Genomic DNA, 18,741 nt, shown 5'->3' on the forward strand with positions numbered 1-18,741 from the left:
AAACTGGCTTGTTGACCGCCCCGAGCGCCACAGGCGTGTTCGTCCACCGACCCGACGTGGCACCCCGTTTGCTGCGGCGGCGCACCACCTGCCTGCCCCATAGAATCGGCTTGCCCCGTACAATCTGCCTGCCTGTAGGATCTGCCTGACCAGAGGCCACCTGCTTGGCCGCCGAATCAGATTCATCCTGGGCAAACACCGCTCGTGTTGAATCTGCCTCAGGCACATTCGACACGGCCATCAACCCAGGCAAATCACGCACAGGCAGATCACGCATGGGCCGGCCACACAAGCAACACATGCATACACGCGATAGCTACCCGATCACCCACGGCCGCCACCAACAAAGGCCACCACCGCTCATCAACCACCGCCAACCCACACCACACACCCCCACACAATCTGCCGGACCCGTAGAATCTGCCTGACCACACACCATCAGCCTGACCCCAGAACCCGACTCATCCTGGGAAAACACACCCCACGCAATATCTGCCTCAGGCACATTCGACATGGCCGCTGGCCGCCCGCGCTCTGTGTTTTGTGCCGGAGTTCAAACTAGCCAAGGTGAGGATTGTTGCTCCGCAGTACCCCGACCTTGGCGCATTTCGTGCAGCTTGCAGCGTTGAGTGGGGTACGTTTGGTCTCACCCGGTTCCGCCTGAGGTGATAGTACGTCTGCCTTGGGAAAAGGCTGCGCTATGTGCTGCGGTGCTGAATAGTGGAGAGCGGACCCGTTCTCGTGCCGAGCGGGAAACTTTGGATAATGGGGCTATGTCTGACAGTGTCCTTGCTTTGCATGCCGCCGACCAAGAGCCTCTCGCTGTGCCAGGTCCGTCTCCGGAGGTGGAGGCGGAGCGGCGTCGTTCCCTTAAACGTTATAAGGCGTTAGCTACCGGGTTGTTGCTGTTTGCCACTGCTATTTATTTTGCGTGCCGTTGGGCGGAAACTCAGCCGGGTGGCGCGGATGCTTGGGTGGCGTATGTGCGTGCTGCTGCTGAAGCGGGCATGATTGGCGGATTGGCGGACTGGTTTGCGGTGACAGCGTTGTTCCGTCACCCGTTAGGCATCCCGATTCCGCACACCGCGATTGTGAAAAACAAGAAGGATCAGATTGGTAGTTCGCTGGGCGGTTTTGTTGGTGAGAATTTCCTCAACGCCGAGCTGATCACGCAGAAGGTGCGTGCGGCGGGAATACCGCAACGCCTTGGTGAATGGCTTGTGGTGCCGGAACATGCGGAGAAGTTGTCTGCTGAGGCGGGGCGGCTTACGGCGAATATTGTGCGCGCCTTGGATCCGAAAGATGCTGAGGCGGTAATCAACAGCGCGTTGATTGATAAGCTTGCGGAGCCGGATTGGGCACCGCCTGCGGGGCGTCTCCTTGACCAGCTGATTGCGGAAGGCAAGACGGAACCCATGGTTGATGAGGTGGTTCGCTGGATGCATAAGAAGGCGGTGGATTCGGAGGATTTCATTATCCGCGTGCTCGATGAGCGCCGCCCGGCGTGGGCGCCGAAGATTCTGCAAGAAGTTGTTGGCGACAAGGTGTACCGCGAGCTCACCCAGTGGACCGCTGCGGTTTCGCAAAACAAAAACCACGAAGCCCGGAACGCTATTCGCAGGTTTATTTCGCAGTTGGCTCACGACCTCCAGTTTGATCCTACGATGCAGCGGCGGGTGGAAGGTTGGAAGGCTGAGGTGATGGGCTCGACGCCTGTGCAAAACGCGGCGTCGGTAATCTGGGCGTCGGCAAGTGAGTCCTTGGTGGAGGCGGCGGAAAACCCGGAGTCGATACTGCGCGTGAAGATAGTGCAGCTCGCGCAAACCTGGGGCGCTAATCTTACTGACGACGCCGCGTTGCGCGAATCCCTCGATCGTCGCGTCACTGGTGCTGCCGCGTTCCTGGCGGACAATTATGCGGATGAAATCACGTCCATAATTTCGGAGACGGTACAACGCTGGGACGCCAACGAAGCCGGCGAGAAGATAGAACTGATGGTTGGCAAGGACTTGCAGTACATCCGTTTGAATGGGACGGTGGTCGGTGCGCTCGCTGGCCTCGTGATCTACGCTATTAGTCACGCGTTATTCGGAATGTAGAAAGGTTGCGCGGTGGTAATCACGTACATACAACTAGTCCTCAGCGGGGCGTTGGAAGGCTTATACTTCGCCATTGCGCTCGCCGGCCTCATCGGGGCGATTACCGCCCTGACCACGCGTGATGACGCCTTCACCGCAGGCGACCGTTATCCCAAGTTCGGCTGGGTAGGCATGTTGCTTGCGGCTTCCGCCTGCGTGGCCATTGGCGTGCCATTTCTCAGTTGGGTGGGCATCGTGCTCGTCGGCGTATATTGGTTCGACGTGCGGCCGCAGATTAAAGACATGCTTAGCGGGAACTACTGGAACTAGCCCGCTGGAGTTCGGGGGTTGAGCGAGCGGCTTTCATACAACGCAAAAGGTGCGCTAGGTCCGAAAACCTAGCGCACCAGCGCCTACCGGCTCACCTAACTTTAGGCTGAGGGGTAGGTCCCGTCCGCACCGAGCCGGGCGTCAGGGTCGAGGAGCAGGGCGATTTCTGCTTCGTGGGCGCCCACAGCGGGGAACCGACGGCCGTCGATGACGGTGAACAGCTCTACTTGGCCAACCATGCCTTCCTCCAAGCGGCGGGCGCCGGCGGCGAGGCGGCTGTTGGCTTGGTCGCGCCAAGCGTCAACGTCATAGCCTGCGGCGGCGAGGGCGGCTTCGAAGACGGCCGGGTGGGCCAGCACAACCACGGCGGAGACGTGGCCGAACCCAAGTGAAGTGAGCACACCGGCTTTGACGGCGCCTTCACCAAGAGCGAGGGGGGCACGCAGCCACACCAGCGGCTTTGCCTTCGGCGCGATGTCCGGATCCACGCAGTCCAGTGCCGCGTTTTGCGGCAGGTCGCCGGTAGCCAGGATGTGGCACAGGCCGGCGATCTGGAAGAGCGCGGCGCCACCTTTAGCGTGGCCGGTCAAGGACTTTTGGGATACCACGAACAGCGGGTTCGAGGTGTCGCGACCAATGGCGTTCCACAGGCGGGTGTGCAGTTCCGACTCGTTGGGGTCATTGGCGTTGGTGGAGGTGTCATGCTTGCTCAGCACGCGCACATCGTCGGGGGTCAACCCCAGACCGGCGAGCGAACGCGCCAGCACCGAGTTCTTGCCCCCGCGGGCCGCTGCCAAGGCGCCAAGTCCGGGCGCCGGGATGGAGGTGTGCATGCCATCTGCATAGGATTGCGCGTGGGCGACGACAGCGTAGACGGGCAGCCCCATGCGGGCCGCGACGTCGGCACGCGCGAGTAGGACGGTGCCGCCACCCTCGGCTTCTACGAATCCGCCGCGGCGGCGGTCATTTGCGCGGGAGTAGAAGCGCTCATTGATGCCCTTTGCGGCGAGCGCGGCGGACTCGGCGGTGGCGTTCATGTCGCCGAAGCCGGTCAAGGATTCCACGGAAATGTCGTCGATACCACCGGTGACCACGAAATCTGCCTTCCCCAGGCGAATCTTGTCCACGCCTTCCTCTAGGGACACGGCGGCGGTGGCGCAGGCGGCAACCGGGTGAATCATCTGTCCGTAGCCACCAACCAGGGATTGCATGACGTGTGCGGCCACCACGTTGGGCAGGGCCTCCTGCAGGATGTCGCTGGGGCGTTCTTCCCCGAGGAAGCGGGTGACGAACACCTTGTGCAGGGATTCCATGCCGCCGATACCGGTGCCCTGGGTGGAGGACACGTCCGCCGGGTGCACGGCCTGCAGCAGCTCGGCCGGGGAGAAGCCGGCGCTGAGGAACGCGTCCACCGCGGTGACGAGGTTCCACACGGCGATGCGGTCCAAGCCTTCGATCATGGTGCCGGGGATGCCCCACTTGGCGGGGTCGAAATCGGTCGGCATCTGGCCGCCCACCACGCGGCTCAACGCGGCGCGGCGCGGCACGCGGGCAGTTGCACCACGCTTCTTGTGCACCTCCCATTCGCCGTCTTCGGTGGGGTTGATGCTGGTGGTGGCGGGGTCGGCATCCACGTAGGCTTGCGCTTCTTCAGCGGTAGCCACCACGAAGGTGATGTCGCGGTCTAGGTAGACCGTGGCAACGTCGATGGAGCCTTCGTTCACCAGGGTGTAGTCGTCCACAAAGCGGCGGATGCCGGCGCGGGCTACCACCTCGTCGCGGAAGCGATCGTAGATGTCCTCCTCGGCAACTGCGGTGCCATCCGCGTCGTACCAGCCGGGGGTGGGATCGTCGTTCCAATGCACCAGGCCAGTCATCCACGCGAGCTCGAGCACGCCGGCGGCGGTCAAGTCCACGTCGCCGTCCCGCTGGATGCCGTATTCGGCCAGGGTGCGGGTACGGCCCGAACCCCACGACGAAACTTCGCCGAGGCCAACAACGACAACCATGTCTTCCAGCGGGGTGGTTACATCACCCAGGTCCACGCGGCGTGCCTGCTGCGGCACCACCAGGGAAGGCAGGGCGTTGATGGTGGCAGGCTCGTCGGCTTCTTCCACCGGCGGCACGCTGCGGTCCAGGGAGGCCGCCAGTTCGGGCAGCGAGACCTTCGCTTCCGAGAGCCCACCGGTGAAGTCGGCGTCCAAGGGGCGCTCCGCGGCCTCGGCGCGGGCCTCAGGGGTGCACAGGCCCAAGAGTTCGTCGGAGATTTCGTCGGGGCTGTACACGTGGATGCCGTGTTTGCGCACGAGCGGCACGAGCGGGTCGTTGCCGCCCATGAGGTTGGTGCCAGCCACCCAGCCGATGCGGGCTTGCGCCAGGCTGATGGAGTCCGGCCACACGCTTTCGGCGGACCATTTCGCCAGGATGGCATCGAAGGCGGCTTTGACCTCACCGTAGGCGCCGTCGCCACCGAAGGTGCCGCGGTTGGGGGAGCCGGGCAGTACCACGTGGGCGCGGGAACCGGCGCCTTGGGCTGCCAATCCGGCCACCCCGGCGATGGTGCGTTCCACGCTCCACAGCAGCAGGCGGGTTTGGTTTTCGGCGGCCGGGCCAGCGTCGGCGAGGCTGCCGGAGACGCGGGGTGCGGCGAATGGGAACACCAGGGTGGGTACCAGTGCCGGCTTGGTTACCTTGACGTCTTTGCCAACGGTGACTTTCTGTTCGGTGCCAATCCAGGAGATCACCGCGTCAACGTCCCGGTAGGAGGACATATTGGCGGGCACCACCCACAGTTGTGCGCTGGGGGAGGCGTGGTCCGCGTACAGTTTCCGGGCGTATTCCTTGCGGTTGTCGTCTACGCGGGAGGCCGTCATTACCACGGTGGCGCCGCCAGCGAGGAGTTTCTCCACGAGCGCGCCGGCGATGGAGCCGGGCGCGGCGCCGGTGACCAGGGCGACGTCGGCGGCCCATGGCTCGTCGGCGGGCTCGGAGGCCACTGCCGCTACTTGCTTCATTACGGCCGGGTCGCCGCCGTTGTCGGCCCACCAGGTGGCTTGGCCTGCCACGATGTCACCGGTGCCGGCGAAGCGTTCGACTGGGATGTCGGCGCCCAGCGCGAGGCGGGCGAGGTCTTCGCGGGCGCTGGCCCAACGGTCGTCGAAGAGGACGGCGCGTTGTTCGTCGAAGCTGGGGGTGACCAGTTTCAACCATTGTGGGCCGAGTTCGGCTTCCACGGCGGCAACGAGGGCGGCATCGGATTCCGCGGCGGCTTCCGGCGCGGGGGTTTCCAGGCCGAGTTGGCCGAGGATGGTGCGGGCGACGCTGGCGAGTACGCCGTCGGGGCCGGTGACGGTGTCTGCGTATGCGTCGAGGGCTGCGGAGTCGACCACCCCGCCGCCGCTTGCGGAGTCACCGCCGCCGAGGGAGACGGATACGCCGTGGGCCGCGGCCACGTTGTTGATCGCGGCGTCGATGAGCGAGTCGAGGGCGCCCTTGGAGCTGGGGTTGTCGGAGGATAGGGTGCCGGCATTACCGCCGCGCACGGACTCCCCTTCGCGCGTGCCCAACACCAGTTCCGCCTCCACATGCGGCGTCCACGAGGCGGGGAGCCCCCAGGGGCCGGTCACGCGATCGCCAATATAGGCGGGTTTTTGCGACGCCGCGCCCGTGAGCGTGCGCAGTCGTCCGCGCACGACTTCGCTGAGCACCGGGCCGAACGCCTTGTAGCCCGGCGCGGCGGTTGCCACACGAGCCTTCAGCGTATCGACGTCCGCCTCTGCCGCACCATCAATGGTCGGTACGCCGAGCTCCGCCGACATGTCCATGAGTAGCTGGTTGCGGCGCGAGGACACCCCGTTGGTGAGCGTCTCGGTGGTGTCGCTGCCCGCGATTTGGTCAATGCGTACCTTGTTCTGGATGGCGAACAGGAACATGATGGCATCCGCCGCAGTCATCGGCAGTTCGCCCGCGGGCTGGCCGCCGCCGCTCGGTTGCGGAGCCGCGGCAGGCGCCGGTGCTGCTGGAGCTTCGGGCGCCGCTGGAGCCTCCGCTGCCGGAGCTGGTGCCTCGGCCGGTTGCTCCGGCTCGTCCTCAACTACCGGCGCGGGTGCCGACTTCGGATCCGCCAGGTTCACGGCATCCGCATCGCGTTCCACGTTCAGTACGCGCACGCTGGCGCCTGCGTTCTTTGGCAGCTCTAAGGTGCGGGCCGCCAGGTTCGCGAGCGTAGGCGCGGAAGCCAAACCGACCTCCACGATGTGCTCCACCATGGCCTCGTTGATGAGCAGGTCCTGAGTTTCAATCCACCGTACCGGGGACGCAAACTGCCAGCTCAACAGCTCGATCATGAGCAGGCGGGCGAGCTTCGCCGGGGACTGCTGCTCGAAGCCATCACCAGCGAGGAGTTCCTGCAACGGTTCGGAAGGCACTACCTGGCAAATGGCCTCCGCGAACTCGCGGGTGAGGGCAAACGGGCGGGCCACCAGGTTCGGGATGTACCTGCCAACCAAGGCTGCCACGTCCAACTCTTCCGGCAGTAGTTCGTCCAGCTTCGCCGCGAACGCGGGTACGCCGGGGCGCAACACGCGGGAGTGGAACGGCACGTCAATGCCCGGGATTTGCACGTAAGCGCGGTCGCCGCCGCGGGCGTGCGCGTCAGCGGCCAAGGCCTTCAAGCCGGCGACAGTGCCCGCCACCGCGTACTGCTGGCCTGCAACGTTGTAGTTCACAATTTCGAGGAACTCGCCGGAAGCTTCCGCAATGCCGGCCACGTAGTCCACCACTTGGTCGTCGTCGAGGCCGAACATGTTGGGACGCAGGGCGCCCAGGCGGTAGTTGGAGCGGCCAGCGGCGTCGCGTTCCACCAGGGTGTGCATGGCGGAGCCACGGGAGAACACGATGTCGATCACGGCCTCGAGATCGAAAATGTTTGCAAGTGAAGCCAGGGCGGTGTATTCGCCGAGCGAGTGGCCCGCGTACATGGAGCCGGGCACGATGGTGCCGGCTTCCCGCAAGCGTTCCGTCTGGCCGTAGGCCACCACTGCCAGCGCCACCTGCGTGAACTGCGTCAAATAGAGCACGCCCTTCGGGTGGCGGAACACGGTTTCGCTGACGCGCAGCTCGGTGGGATTATCATCCACCACCTGCACAATGGAGAACCCGAGGTTGGCTTTGGTGTGTGCGTCCGCGCGCTCCCACACCTTGCGGGCAGCGGCCGAAGCGGCCCGATCGCCGGTGGCCATGCCTGGGGTCTGGATGCCCTGGCCAGGGTAGACGTAGGCGGTGGCGGGCGGGGCCAACAATGCCTGGCCACGGGACACCACATTGCCGTCCACCCGGCAGGTGACCTCCACGGCGGACAGTGCGCCGCGTGCGGAGCGTCCGATGCGTTCGACGGTGATTTCCACGGCGTCGAGAAGCTGGACCATGCCGAACATGGAGTACGTCCAACCCACCAGGCGCGCGCCGGCGGTGGCCAGGTGCTGCGCGGTGGCGGACAACCACATGCCGTGCACGAGCGGGGCCTGCAAGCCCACCAGCTGGGCGGCGTTCGTGGAGGTGTGGATCGGGTTGTAGTCGCCCGAAACCATGGCAAACGGCGTCATATCCTCCGGGGCGGTTACCACCGTCTGGCGCAGGAAGTGGCGTGGGGTATCCACAATGTCCACCTCGACGCCGCCCCAGACCGGGGCCACGGACGGCGGCTGGGCGCTGGTGACGCGCCCGCGCACGGCAAAGCGCTCCACTAGGCGGGCTACAACCTCGCTTTCCGAAGTGAGCGTCAAGTTCACGGTGACAATGCGGCCGGATGCGGATTCCTCCAGCGGCGCCGCCTCTGCCTCGACCTCAATGGTGCGGCCGTCGGCAAGTTCCTCCAGTGGCACCAGCAGCTCTACGCAGTGGTCGAGGTGCACGGCGTTGAGAAGCCCCTCAATGACGGGGTAGCCGTCCGGCAGGTAGGCCGAACCAAGCGCTGCGTAGATCGCCGGCCAGCACGGGCCCACCAGGCAGTCCGCGGTGCCCCGGTTAATGCGCGCCACGGAAGTGGGAATGCCCGCGCCGGTGACCGCCGTGTGCTGGGTGAGCAGCGACGCCGGCAGGGTAAAGGAATCCCGCTCCACACCGAATGCGGTGCCTTCCTTCGGCTCCACCTCGGGCAGCGCGGTGATTTCGTCGCCAGCGGCGGAGGTGGATCCCACGCCCGCGACGGCGGCGAGCAGCGCGTACACGGCGTCGGGGAGGGCATCATGATCAACGACCGGGGACGCGCCGGTGGCGGTTTCCGGGGTGAGCGCGACGGGGATGTCCACCTGGGTGACCACGTACGGGGTGTCTACCCCCTCGAGGCCGTCCCATACGGAGTCGGCGTGTACGCGGATGGTCCAGATGTTGCTGCCTTCGGCGGGCTTGATCAGCTCCACCGCCTCGGGGCTGAGCGTGTGCGCGGGGTTGTCAATCAAGTGCCCGTGCCACACGATGTGCGGTGCCTGGCGCAGCAGAGCCTCCCCGTTTTTCACCTCGCCAAGGCGCGCGAAGACCTTCGCGGGGGTGCCTTCGAGGGCATCCGCGCAAGCTTGTTCGAACCGCGTGAGGAGTTCGGCGATGGGTTCGTCGATGCGGTCAATGCCGGCGACGGAAACTGGGCCGGGAATGACGCGCACAGCATCCGCGGGGTACCGCTCGTCCTGGGATTGCCACAGGGTATCCAGCCCCCACCAGCGCGCGAGGTCCGCATCGATGGCCGGCACCCACGGCATGGGCTTGTGGTGCTTGCGGTTGAGCCCGATAAACCACGCGGCGTCGCGCGCACCAACGGTGGTGGTGCGGGCCTGCGGGTACGCTTCCAACAGCTTCTCGACGGCCGCGGGGCCATCCGCTACGCTGTCGATATCGGGGAAGAGCGTGGGCATTGGACCATGGTCCTTGGCAGACAGGCGCGCTTCGATGCGGTGCAGCAGATCCAAGAGCCGGTCCGGCCACGTGGGGTCGGTCCACGGGAACGCCAGTTCCACGAACCGTTCCACCCACTGCGCGTACGTCATCGTATTGACGTCGCCAAAGTACGGCTTGGCGGTTTTGTTCAGCGCCTCGATGATTTCCTCGCGGCGGGCCTCCATGGCTTCGCCGCTGGGTTCGATGGAGGAAATGAGGCGGGAGCAGGCGGCGGACGCATTATCTACCTCATACATGTCCGCGTGCAGGTGCGACAGCCCAGAGGTCACCCCGCCCTTTGACTCGCCGCGCCCCACCCAGCCGGCGGAGATGCCGGGGGTGTCCTTGAGCAACTGCTTGACCTGCGGCGAAGTCTTCGCCTCCTTGGTGGTCATGGCGGCCGTACCCACGAGAATGCCGTCCACCGGCATGGCGGGCACATGGTACTTGGTGGACCACGAACCCGTCAGGTATTCCGCCGAGCGCTCTGGGGTACCGATGCCGCCGCCGACGCACACCACCACGTTTGGTTCGCGGCGAATCTCCGCGTAGGTGGCGAGCAGCAAATCATCCAGATTCACCCAGGAGTGGTGGCCACCGGCATGGCCGTCTTCCACCTGCATAATCACGGTCGTGCCCGGGTTATTACGCGCGATGTTCAGCACGGCGCGAATCTGCTCAACGGTGCCCGGTTTAAAGCTGATGTAGGGGAAGCCGTCCTCGTGCAGTTGCGCGATCAGCTCGTTGGCTTCCTCGAGCTCCGGAATACCGGCGGAAATAGTCACACCGTTGATCGCGGTGCCGGCAGCGCGGGAACGGGACACGATGCGCTGCACACCGAACTGCAAGTTCCACATGTAGCGGTCGAAGAACATGGAGTTAAACTGCGCTGCGCGCCCCGGCTTGAGCTGAGCCACCAAACCGTCACGGTTTTTGGTGAACACTTCCTCCGAATACTGGCCGCCGCCGGCCAACTCTGCCCAGAACCCGGCGTTGGCCGCGGCGGCCACAATATCCGGGTCCACCGTGGTGGGGGTCATGCCGGCCAACAAGATCGGGGAGTAGCCTGTCAAGCGGCTAAACGCGGTGACCACCTTGATGCTGCCATCCGGCAACTCCACCAGCTTCGGCGCGAAGCGATCCCAGGTCTCCTCCTGGGGGATTTCGGTGCCGGGAGTGGCGAGCTTATCGCGATCATCCGCAGTGCCCGCCGGCACCATGGTGACGCCGGTTCCCTCCAGCAACGGGGTGGTAATGCGCTGCAAGCCGTGGCCGGCCTCGGTGACCAGGAGGTGAGACACCTTCGAAGACTTCAGCAGTTTTTCCAGCTCCGCGGGCCAATCGTGGTGGTTGACCAAAATATCATCGGCGAGGCCCTGGGCGTCAACACGCAACCCCAGTTGGGCCGCCCACTGTGCCGCCTGGTTCGCGGCGTCCTGCATCTCGCTGTGATGGAACGGTGCGGAAACCTCAAGGTAATGGAACTTCGGCTCCACCCGGGTGCCGCCCGTGCGTTTTTCATCAAGTTCTTTATTGTGAAGTTCCGCGGCCTGCTCGACTAAGCGTTCTACCTGGCTGAGTTTTGCCGGGGCGCCGGAAATGACGAACTTGGTGTGCCCATTGCGCAGCGCTAGCTCCGCGCCAGCAACCTGGCCCACCGCCTTTTCGATGACCTCGCGGGGGACATTGCCCACGCTGAGCATCCAAGATTCCCCAACCTGACCCCCGAGCTGCTGCGCGCCCAGGGTGCCGGCGGTGCCGAGCAATAAGGCGAATGCGAGGACATCCACCAGTGTTTCTTCATCGTCGAGGGCTTCAGCCGCGGCGACGCCGAGGCTGCCCTGAGAGTGGCCCACAAAGGAAGCTTTGCTCAGGTCAAGGCCTGCGTTTTGCAGGTGCCACATCACGGCGATCTGCTTCAGCACGATACCGGGCACGCTCACCGCTGGGGTGGCGTCCAATTCTATGACGCTGGGTGCTTCAGGGTTGGTGATCAGATCTTTCAGGCGGGCATCTGCGCCGGGGGCTGCGGTGGCCCGCTGCCGAGCGAAAGGTGCGATCCTGTGTTCGGCTTTTTCCAGCAGCGGAACAAGCCGGGGGTCTTCCGATTCTTCCAGAGCCTTGGCCCATGGGGAGGCCTGGCCCGAGAAGAGCAGTGCCGGGTATTCAAACGAATGCAACGGCAACAGGGACGACAGAATCATGCAAAACTCCTCTTGTTATAACAAGCTTTCTCTGGCGCATAGATTGCGTCGCTCGAATGCTAACAAGGGATACTTTCACCGTCGAATACATTAATGTATCGTGCCTGCAAGGTGGGTAAAAATCCATCCCCGCAAACGTGGCCTAGCGCATGTGAAGGTGTCGCCAAGCTGTGCGTTTACCCACTGTGGCCCGCTCGAATGCTATTTCGGTAGGGGTTCCGAGCAGGCGATCAGGAGGGTGAGAATCATATCCACCGCATCCTCATCGTCTAATATTCCGTTTGTATGTTTTATGGCATGGTTATGCGGGTATACTTCAATTTTCCATGCAGAAATACCAGCGGAACGTAAGGCAATTCCAAGTACCGCGTGTGTGATCGCCTCCGGGCTACGATTCAGGGTGCGTCCCACCTGATTCACAATAAGCTCAAGCACTTGTGAAACTCGGAGCACAAACTTCCGGTTGATTTCTCGGAATTGCAGCGCCCATTCCGGTACGCGCGCGGCGCGCGACAAGAGTTCATTGTGCAGAATGAACAATTCGCGCGTCAGGCCAAGTTCAACCTGCGCGCGGGACAGAAACATGCAGATCCGGGCCCCCGCGTCGGCCTCGCCGACCGCTACGGAATCTTCCCCGGACCAGCTCGCAACCACTTGGTCAAGGCGGGAAATAATTCGTTGGTAGGCGTCCTGCGCCACGTGAGTAAACAAATCCTCTTTTGCGGCGTAATTAGAATAGAACGCCCCACGAGTAAGGCCAGCCTGCTTGCAGATACGTTGCTGGGTGCATCCTTCAATACCGTATTCCACAATGACGCTGCGAGCTGCCTCAACTAACCGCTGTTGTGTTTGCAATCGGCTGCTCATTACACCGTCACTTCCCAAGTTTATGGCTGCATGCCAACGTGACTCACGTACCTAGTTTATTGTGCCACCGCAAACAGTTGAGGATATGGCGAAACTATGTGCGGATTTTTAGCAACAGGGGCGGCTAGTCAAAGATCACGGTGCGGTTCCCATGCACCTGAACGCGGTCCTCCAAATGGAACCGCAGCCCCCGTGCCAACACCACCTTTTCCGCGTCGCGGCCCAAGCGCTGCATGTCGGTGGGAGTGTCTTTGTGGCTGACACGGATTACGTCCTGTTCGATGATCGGGCCGTCATCCAAATCGGTGGTGGCGTAATGGCAGGTCGCACCAATGAGTTTCACACCCCGTGTATAGGCCTGGTGGTACGGGCGGGCACCCATAAAGGATGGCAGGAAACTGTGGTGGATGTTGATGGCGCGACCCTCCCACATTTCGCACAAATCTGGCGGCAAGATCTGCATGAATCGCGCCAGCACGATCGCCTCTGGGTTGTGGGATTCCACGATCGCCGCCACCTCGTCGAACGCTTTGCGCTTGCCCACCGCATCCTTGGGAAACGGCACGTGGTGGAAAGGGATGCCGTGATGCTCGGCGATCGGGCGCAAGTCGTCGTGGTTGCCAATGACCGCCGCGACATCCATGGGGTAATCGTTTTGGGCAACGCGGCCTAGTAAGTCATGCAGGCAGTGCCCCTCCCGGGTGACCAAAATGACTGCCTTCTTATGGTGAGCGGTGTCCCAGATGCGCCATCGGGATTCCTCACCCAGTTCGCGGGCAACCGCGCCGAATTGCTGGGATAATTCCGCGAAGGAGATGTTGATAGAATCGGCGCGCACCGCCTGCCGGGTAAAAAACCAACCGCTTTCCGGATCCGTGAAATACCCGGCCTCCGTGATCCACCCGCCAAGCTCCGAGATAAAGGTGGAGAGCCTGGCCACAATGCCCGTAGAATCCGGGCACCCAAGGGTGAGAACGTACTGATGTTCGGTTAGCGAATTGCTGCTCATTGCTGGGAGTTTACCCCAGGATAGTCTTCATAGCCTCGCGAGTCTGCGTGATGCTCAGGTTCAGAAACTGCTCCAGCTGTTCGTCCGTCATGCCAGCGCCAATCAACGCCGCAGACCGCACCACCAATTGCCCATTGCTCAGCAGCGCCGTCACATATGGATTATCGCTGGCGAGTTCGACATCGGCGTTGGGGGCGTCTGCTACCAGCTCGTAAATCAAATACTCGTCCGTTACAGTCAAGTCCGCCGGTACGCCGTGGTCCGAAACGTACACGCGGTGCCCGCGGACTGGGACGTCGAAAAGCCCAATGCGGCCGAACACATCGGCGACACGCTCGGCGGTTACGTACGGGGTGGGCTCCTTGGTCAGAAACATCGCTGGAGCGTCCGCGTCCGGGAGTAAACCGTTCAAGCGTGCGATTTCGGGGTGAAGTTCGGGGCAGTCCTGCATCAGTTATTCTCCTTGAGCGCGCGGGTCAGTTCGGCGGCCTGGCGTAGGGAAGTGCACACAAAATTATGAAGCTGGGCCAAGGTGTACGGCGTGGAACCGTCCAGAATCGCCTCGCCAGCAACTTCGATTGGCAGTGCCTTCATGCCCGGATTCGCCATGTTCCACCGCTCGCAGGCCTGCGGGTCCGCCGTGAAGCCATCCGTGAAATGCACCATTGCGTTATAAATATTGAAGCCAGGATCGTAGGCAAACGTTACCTGGTACCCCTCTTGGTGGACGTGAAACGCCGTGCCGGAGGCATCAGGTTCGAAAGCCAGATCCTCCACCCCGAAAATAATGGGTAGTGCTTTCGTTCGAAGTGACAAATCGGGCTCTGTGGGCTTGGTTTTGCCGCGGGCCATAACGACTCCTCAAAAGTGGTATCCAACGCTTCCAAACGTTAGCGTGTCGCAAGGTTGCTTACAAGGAGAAACGGCGAGACTGTGGTGGGATACTTGTATGAACGAAATAGTACTCACCGCCCTCGCCCCAGCCACCACAGCCGCCGATGTGCGAAACTTGCTTGCCGACGCCCGCGCGCACGACGTCGATACTGTGGTCATCGCGCCGCACCTTCTGCACGCGGCCGGGGAACGTCCTAGTGTTCGAATTGTTTCTACGGCGGGTTGGCCTACTGGCAACCATCACGTTCTGGTGAAATGCGCCGAAGCGCGGCTCGCCGTGCAATACGGGGCGAGTGAGATAATTCTGGTGCCGGATTTGGCCAACCTCCAAGACCAAAACGCGCTGATCGCCGAAGTGGTTGCCGTGCGGGAGGCAGTGCCCCATCCGGCAATACTCATCGTTGCGTTGCGAGCCCCAGACCCGGCGATGATACAAACGGCTCGCATGGCGGGGGCCGATAGGCTGCTGATTTTGGATGCGGCGATTGCAGATCTCGCCGCTGCCAATGGCGAGGTAGGTGAGGTTTGGGCCATTGGGGAAGACGAGGCTGCGCTGTTGGACGCGGGTGCAAGCAAAGTGCTGCTGGAACGAGGGGTTTAGCTGTGGGTTAGCGCTATGTGTTGGTCGGCGTAGGACATGACGAGCGGATCATGGGTAGCTACGATTATCGTCGCGCCGTCGACAGTCATTTGCTTGAGGTGATTGAGCACAACGATGGAGTTTGCCTTATCGAGGGCACCCGTAGGTTCGTCGGCGAGGATGAGAGGCGGGCGCTTCAGCAAAAGTCGGGTGAGGGCTACGCGTTGTTGCTCGCCGCCGGAGAGTTCGAATACGGGGCGATTGCCGTAGCGGGTAAGCCCGACTGTAGTTAAGGCTTCATCGATAAGGTTTTTGCGGGGGCGGAACCAACCCATAGCGAGCGCGACGTTGTTATATACGGTTTTATCTGGGACGAGGGCGTAATCCTGAAACAGATAGCCCACCGTAGTGCGGCGGAACATCAATAAACCACGCGACCCAAGCTTGGTGATGTCCTTTCCCTCGACCGTAATTGAGCCGGTGGACGGTCGAATCAAGCCGCCCAGGCAATTCAGTAACGTGGACTTGCCAGAACCCGAAGAACCGGTAAGCGTAGTGACCGTACCAGGTTTGCATTGGAAATCTAGGCCAGAAAACACGGTGAAATTACCAAAGTTCTTAGACAAATCATTCACGATAAGCACGCTGAAACTTCTTTCCAAAGGTAGAGATGGCAAGCCCCGCAACGGACGCAAGGACAGCCAAAGCGACAATGGTGGCGGTGACGGGTTGCGTGCGGGCAAGCTCAATAGCGGCCGGGCTACCAGATTGTAAATCTCTTTGCAGCTCCAAATGCACGCGGAACAGGAAAAACAGGGGCAAAAATGCGAACACACAATCAGCCACGAACGATAGACCGTGAGTGCGCAACCAAGTCACACCCAGAAGTTGGTGCACTTGCAGGCGCCGCGCGTGGTGAGTGCGGTACACCAATACCTCGGCGACAATGATCACCCCAAGCAAGACGCATAATAATGACAGGTTGGAAAGACTCTGTCGGAGTTCGTGATTGAGATTACTTTGGGCTAACGCCAATTGCTCGGCGGCGGTGCTATAGCCGCCTATTGTATTGATTTTTGGTACTTTGTCTGGCGAGACATATACGACGTTTCCTTGGGTGGCCTTTGCAGCCAAATTACCGTCTGAGAGTGTAGCTAAACCCGGCGGAAAGATGATGATAATCGAATCGCTGGTTGTGGCGCGCGGTTGAAAAAGGGTAGAAGCGGTGGCGAATGTAAAAAACTCCTTGCCTAGCGGGAGCTCTTGGAATGTGATGCGTGTACTTTCAGCCGCTTCGCCAGCGAGTTCTCGTTCGAAATCAACGAGCTCTAAAGCATTGCGAAGCTGGGAATCTGAAGTGCCAGAGGGTGATGCTATGACAATAGAATCGTCTTGTTGATCTACCTGTATTCCATTGAGCTCCGCAAATTTACGATTAGCCAATATTGCACGTGAAAAACTCGAGTGGTCACCGATATTCAGCATATCTGCCAAGACTATTTCTTTGCGCAGGTCCGAATTGCGTAGGCTGGGAGCCAAGCGTTCTGCGTAATCTTCGACTCCGGCGTTAATGAGGATGCGTGTAAGGTTGTGGTGATCTTGCCAGAGAGTCGCATCGCTCTTTTGCAACGATCGTTCGTTAAAAAGTGAGACTGTAAAGATTAGGGTAAACGTAAACATGTAGAGTGTAAAGATTTTTACCCCTGAGGTGATCGTGATTAAGACCTTGCCAGGTAATTGACCCTTAAGAGCAGAAAGTAAGGACAATAAGCGCAGAGATGTGATACCTGCCATGAGTCCTGTACAGATAGCTGCGAGGCCTAACCCTAGGATCGTTAAATAAACGGCCGTGAAAAGGCTGAATCCTGAAAACTGATTATAGAAACCCAGGAAAATTAAACCGAAAACGTTGACGAATGTAAAGACGATAAGCGTAAAACGTGCAGACTGCCGATTGATCGAAACGAAGGACCAGAACGCGTTCAATCCGTGTAACCTCATGATTGCTTGCTCACGTGCGGCGAAAACCACGCCTGCGAGGCTAAGGAGCCCAAGGAACACGAGTGATATAAGCACGGTATGAACTGTCTGATCCATGCGCAATAGGTCGAGTAGTAGGCTCTGTCGCTCTACTGCCTGAAATCCGAGGCTTCGTACGAACGATAAGAATTTATCTTGCGCTTCGACTCCGCCAATAACAGTGTACTGGCCGCGTGGGTCATTTGTGGTGATCTCATTAAGGGGTCGAAACTCTGTAACTATTTCTCTATTGAAGCCTTGTGTGTGCATGTCTACGTTTGTGGCGTAGAATATATTTTTAGTGAACGCTGTGGTTAGGTCAGGTTTGGAGAGTGCAATTGGGATATTCTCGACGTCAGAGAATTCCTGTAGTGCTTCCCAGTATTGTTCACCGGAGATTTTTGGAGAAGTGTCCGTAATTAGAACGGCGCGATCCCCCGCAGTGTATTGATATTCTTCTAACGTTTTAGTTACAGAGAATGCGCTTATTGCGGCGATGATCGCCAGAAATGCATAAGCAGTAGACAGGGGGCGCAGAAGTAACTTCACGGACACTCCTTTTGGACACTATTGGTTAAGCCAGCTGGTTAGCAGAACCTGTAGTAAGTTTTGTTGCCCCAAGCAGCTTTCGGTGTCGATGCGTGTGACCAGACATTTTTATTTACACACCCGCTGTCCGAGGTGGACAATTTCCGCTGTGGCAATACCGGTTCCGAGTAGCGATGAAGTAAGTGTTGCGAGCACAGCATATTTGACTTTTGTGCGCATTAGTGAGCCTTTCGTATCGGGGTGCTTCATTGCGATGCTGTTGGATGTTTGATAGATCGTCGCACAAAAATGAGTGTCGCGCGATCAAGTTTATCGTGCTTTACCCCCAATGTTTAGTTTTCAATTTGAACGCTATCTAACCGAGTTAAAAGTAGAGGAGGTTTTGCCTTTCCTGGCCAGTGGTTAGTTACATTCGCTGAAATAGTGTTAAATGGCTGCCTATGAATTGCTACCTGGCACCAGCGCACGGTGAATGGGGGGTATAAAAAACCGCGAGCTGGGATTGCTCGCGGCTCGAAGTTGTCGCCTAGTGCTCGGCGTGTGTTGTTATTGGACGGTGGCGTTTTGCTGTTGCAGGTCGGCTAGATTGACGTTGTTGCCGCCGAGCTCGAGTTTCACGCCGGTTTCGGTGACTTGGACGTGTTGTACCTGAAGGTTTCCGGCAAATTTAGAAGCCCCTTGGCGCAATGAATGGGTGATGCCGTCTGAAACTTCAGGTGGGAGAGCCAGGCCCAGCACGCTGGCGTTCGAGGCCTCGAGCACGAGTTCACCGTTTTCCGCCTTAGGCGTGATTTCAACGGTGGCGCTGCCTTGGGCGAGTTCGGCGATGATCACATTTCGCGCGGCGTCCATACGAATCGCACTGACCTTGGTTAAGTCGCCGAGGATGCTTTGGCTACTAGCTTGCTCGGCCATGGCGAAGATGAAATCGGTGGGCATTTCCGTATTCAACGTCAGGGTGCCAGCAATCGGCACTTGTGAGTTTGTGATGTCCAGGGATCGAACGTTGATATCCGTTGGCGGTGCACCCGTCTGCGCGGCCAAGTCAAGGGTTGATGGCACGTGGATTTGTACCTCCGGCACGTTGCGGGTGGCGGCAGCGAAGAGGAGTGGGGTTGCTCCGAAGGAGACGGTCGGTTGTTCGTCTTGTTCGGAAATTCCTGCGGAGGTGGCGATGCTTTGGCGGAGTTCTTTGCCAATGAGGGTACGGAACCCTATTTCCGCAGTGACACCAACAACAAGGATTACTACAAGTAGACCAACCAGAACTTTCTTCATTCC

General features: G+C 60.5%; 12 protein-coding genes. 3 read left to right on the forward strand and 9 right to left on the reverse strand.

Annotated elements, in window-relative coordinates:
- Nucleotides 1-277, reverse strand: a 277-nt coding sequence (locus Q4D83_RS11060; RefSeq protein ID WP_303175372.1) for a hypothetical protein, incomplete at its 3' end; no start/stop codon positions are given.
- Nucleotides 278-773: 496 nt separating this feature from the next.
- On the opposite strand from Q4D83_RS11060, the gene Q4D83_RS11065 reads away from it, so the two are divergent.
- Both Q4D83_RS11065 and Q4D83_RS11070 read left to right on the forward strand, forming a co-directional pair.
- Nucleotides 774-2,099, forward strand: coding sequence for a DUF445 domain-containing protein (locus Q4D83_RS11065; RefSeq protein ID WP_303175373.1), 1,326 nt, complete (start codon nt 774-776; stop codon nt 2,097-2,099).
- Nucleotides 2,100-2,126: 27 nt separating this feature from the next.
- Nucleotides 2,127-2,408, forward strand: a complete 282-nt coding sequence (locus tag Q4D83_RS11070) for a DUF2516 family protein (protein ID WP_303175469.1) — start codon at nt 2,127-2,129, stop codon at nt 2,406-2,408.
- Nucleotides 2,409-2,509: 101 nt separating this feature from the next.
- On the opposite strand, the gene Q4D83_RS11075 is transcribed toward Q4D83_RS11070, so the two are convergent.
- From Q4D83_RS11075 to Q4D83_RS11095, 5 genes are all read right to left on the reverse strand, one after another.
- Complete coding sequence (locus Q4D83_RS11075) at nt 2,510-11,542, reverse strand: type I polyketide synthase (protein ID WP_303175374.1); 9,033 nt, start codon at nt 11,540-11,542, stop codon at nt 2,510-2,512.
- A 201-nt stretch (nt 11,543-11,743) separates the two neighbouring features.
- Nucleotides 11,744-12,409 (reverse strand): TetR/AcrR family transcriptional regulator, encoded by a 666-nt coding sequence (locus Q4D83_RS11080; RefSeq protein ID WP_303175375.1) that lies wholly within the window; start codon nt 12,407-12,409, stop codon nt 11,744-11,746.
- A gap of 124 nt (nt 12,410-12,533) precedes the next feature.
- Entirely contained in the window at nt 12,534-13,418 is an 885-nt protein-coding gene (gene purU / locus Q4D83_RS11085; protein WP_303175376.1) for a formyltetrahydrofolate deformylase, read from the reverse strand.
- A 10-nt stretch (nt 13,419-13,428) separates the two neighbouring features.
- Entirely contained in the window at nt 13,429-13,869 is a 441-nt protein-coding gene (locus Q4D83_RS11090) for a hypothetical protein (RefSeq protein ID WP_303175377.1), read from the reverse strand.
- Nucleotides 13,869-14,270, reverse strand: a complete 402-nt coding sequence (locus Q4D83_RS11095; protein WP_303175378.1) for a hypothetical protein — start codon at nt 14,268-14,270, stop codon at nt 13,869-13,871. The genes Q4D83_RS11090 and Q4D83_RS11095 overlap by 1 nt, the downstream gene beginning before the upstream one ends.
- 97 nt (nt 14,271-14,367) lie before the next feature.
- Here Q4D83_RS11095 and Q4D83_RS11100 point away from each other — a divergent pair, with 97 nt between their 5' ends.
- On the forward strand, nt 14,368-14,913 hold the full coding sequence (locus tag Q4D83_RS11100; protein ID WP_303175379.1) for a deoxyribose-phosphate aldolase: 546 nt from the start codon (nt 14,368-14,370) through the stop codon (nt 14,911-14,913).
- Here Q4D83_RS11100 and Q4D83_RS11105 read toward each other — a convergent pair.
- The 3 genes from Q4D83_RS11105 to Q4D83_RS11115 form a co-directional block, all read right to left on the reverse strand.
- The gene (locus Q4D83_RS11105) at nt 14,910-15,527 is read right to left on the reverse strand and encodes an ABC transporter ATP-binding protein (protein ID WP_303175380.1); all 618 of its coding nucleotides are present in this window, start codon (nt 15,525-15,527) and stop codon (nt 14,910-14,912) included. The two genes, Q4D83_RS11100 and Q4D83_RS11105, sit on opposite strands and share 4 nt — an antisense overlap.
- The gene (locus Q4D83_RS11110; RefSeq protein ID WP_303175381.1) at nt 15,520-17,460 is read right to left on the reverse strand and encodes a hypothetical protein; all 1,941 of its coding nucleotides are present in this window, start codon (nt 17,458-17,460) and stop codon (nt 15,520-15,522) included. The genes Q4D83_RS11105 and Q4D83_RS11110 overlap by 8 nt, the downstream gene beginning before the upstream one ends.
- Before the next feature lie 546 nt (nt 17,461-18,006).
- Nucleotides 18,007-18,738 (reverse strand): LmeA family phospholipid-binding protein, encoded by a 732-nt coding sequence (locus Q4D83_RS11115; RefSeq protein ID WP_303175382.1) that lies wholly within the window; start codon nt 18,736-18,738, stop codon nt 18,007-18,009.
- Nucleotides 18,739-18,741: the final 3 nt, after the last annotated feature.

Source organism: Corynebacterium sp., from assembly GCF_030532715.1.
In the GTDB taxonomy this organism is placed as follows: domain Bacteria; phylum Actinomycetota; class Actinomycetes; order Mycobacteriales; family Mycobacteriaceae; genus Corynebacterium.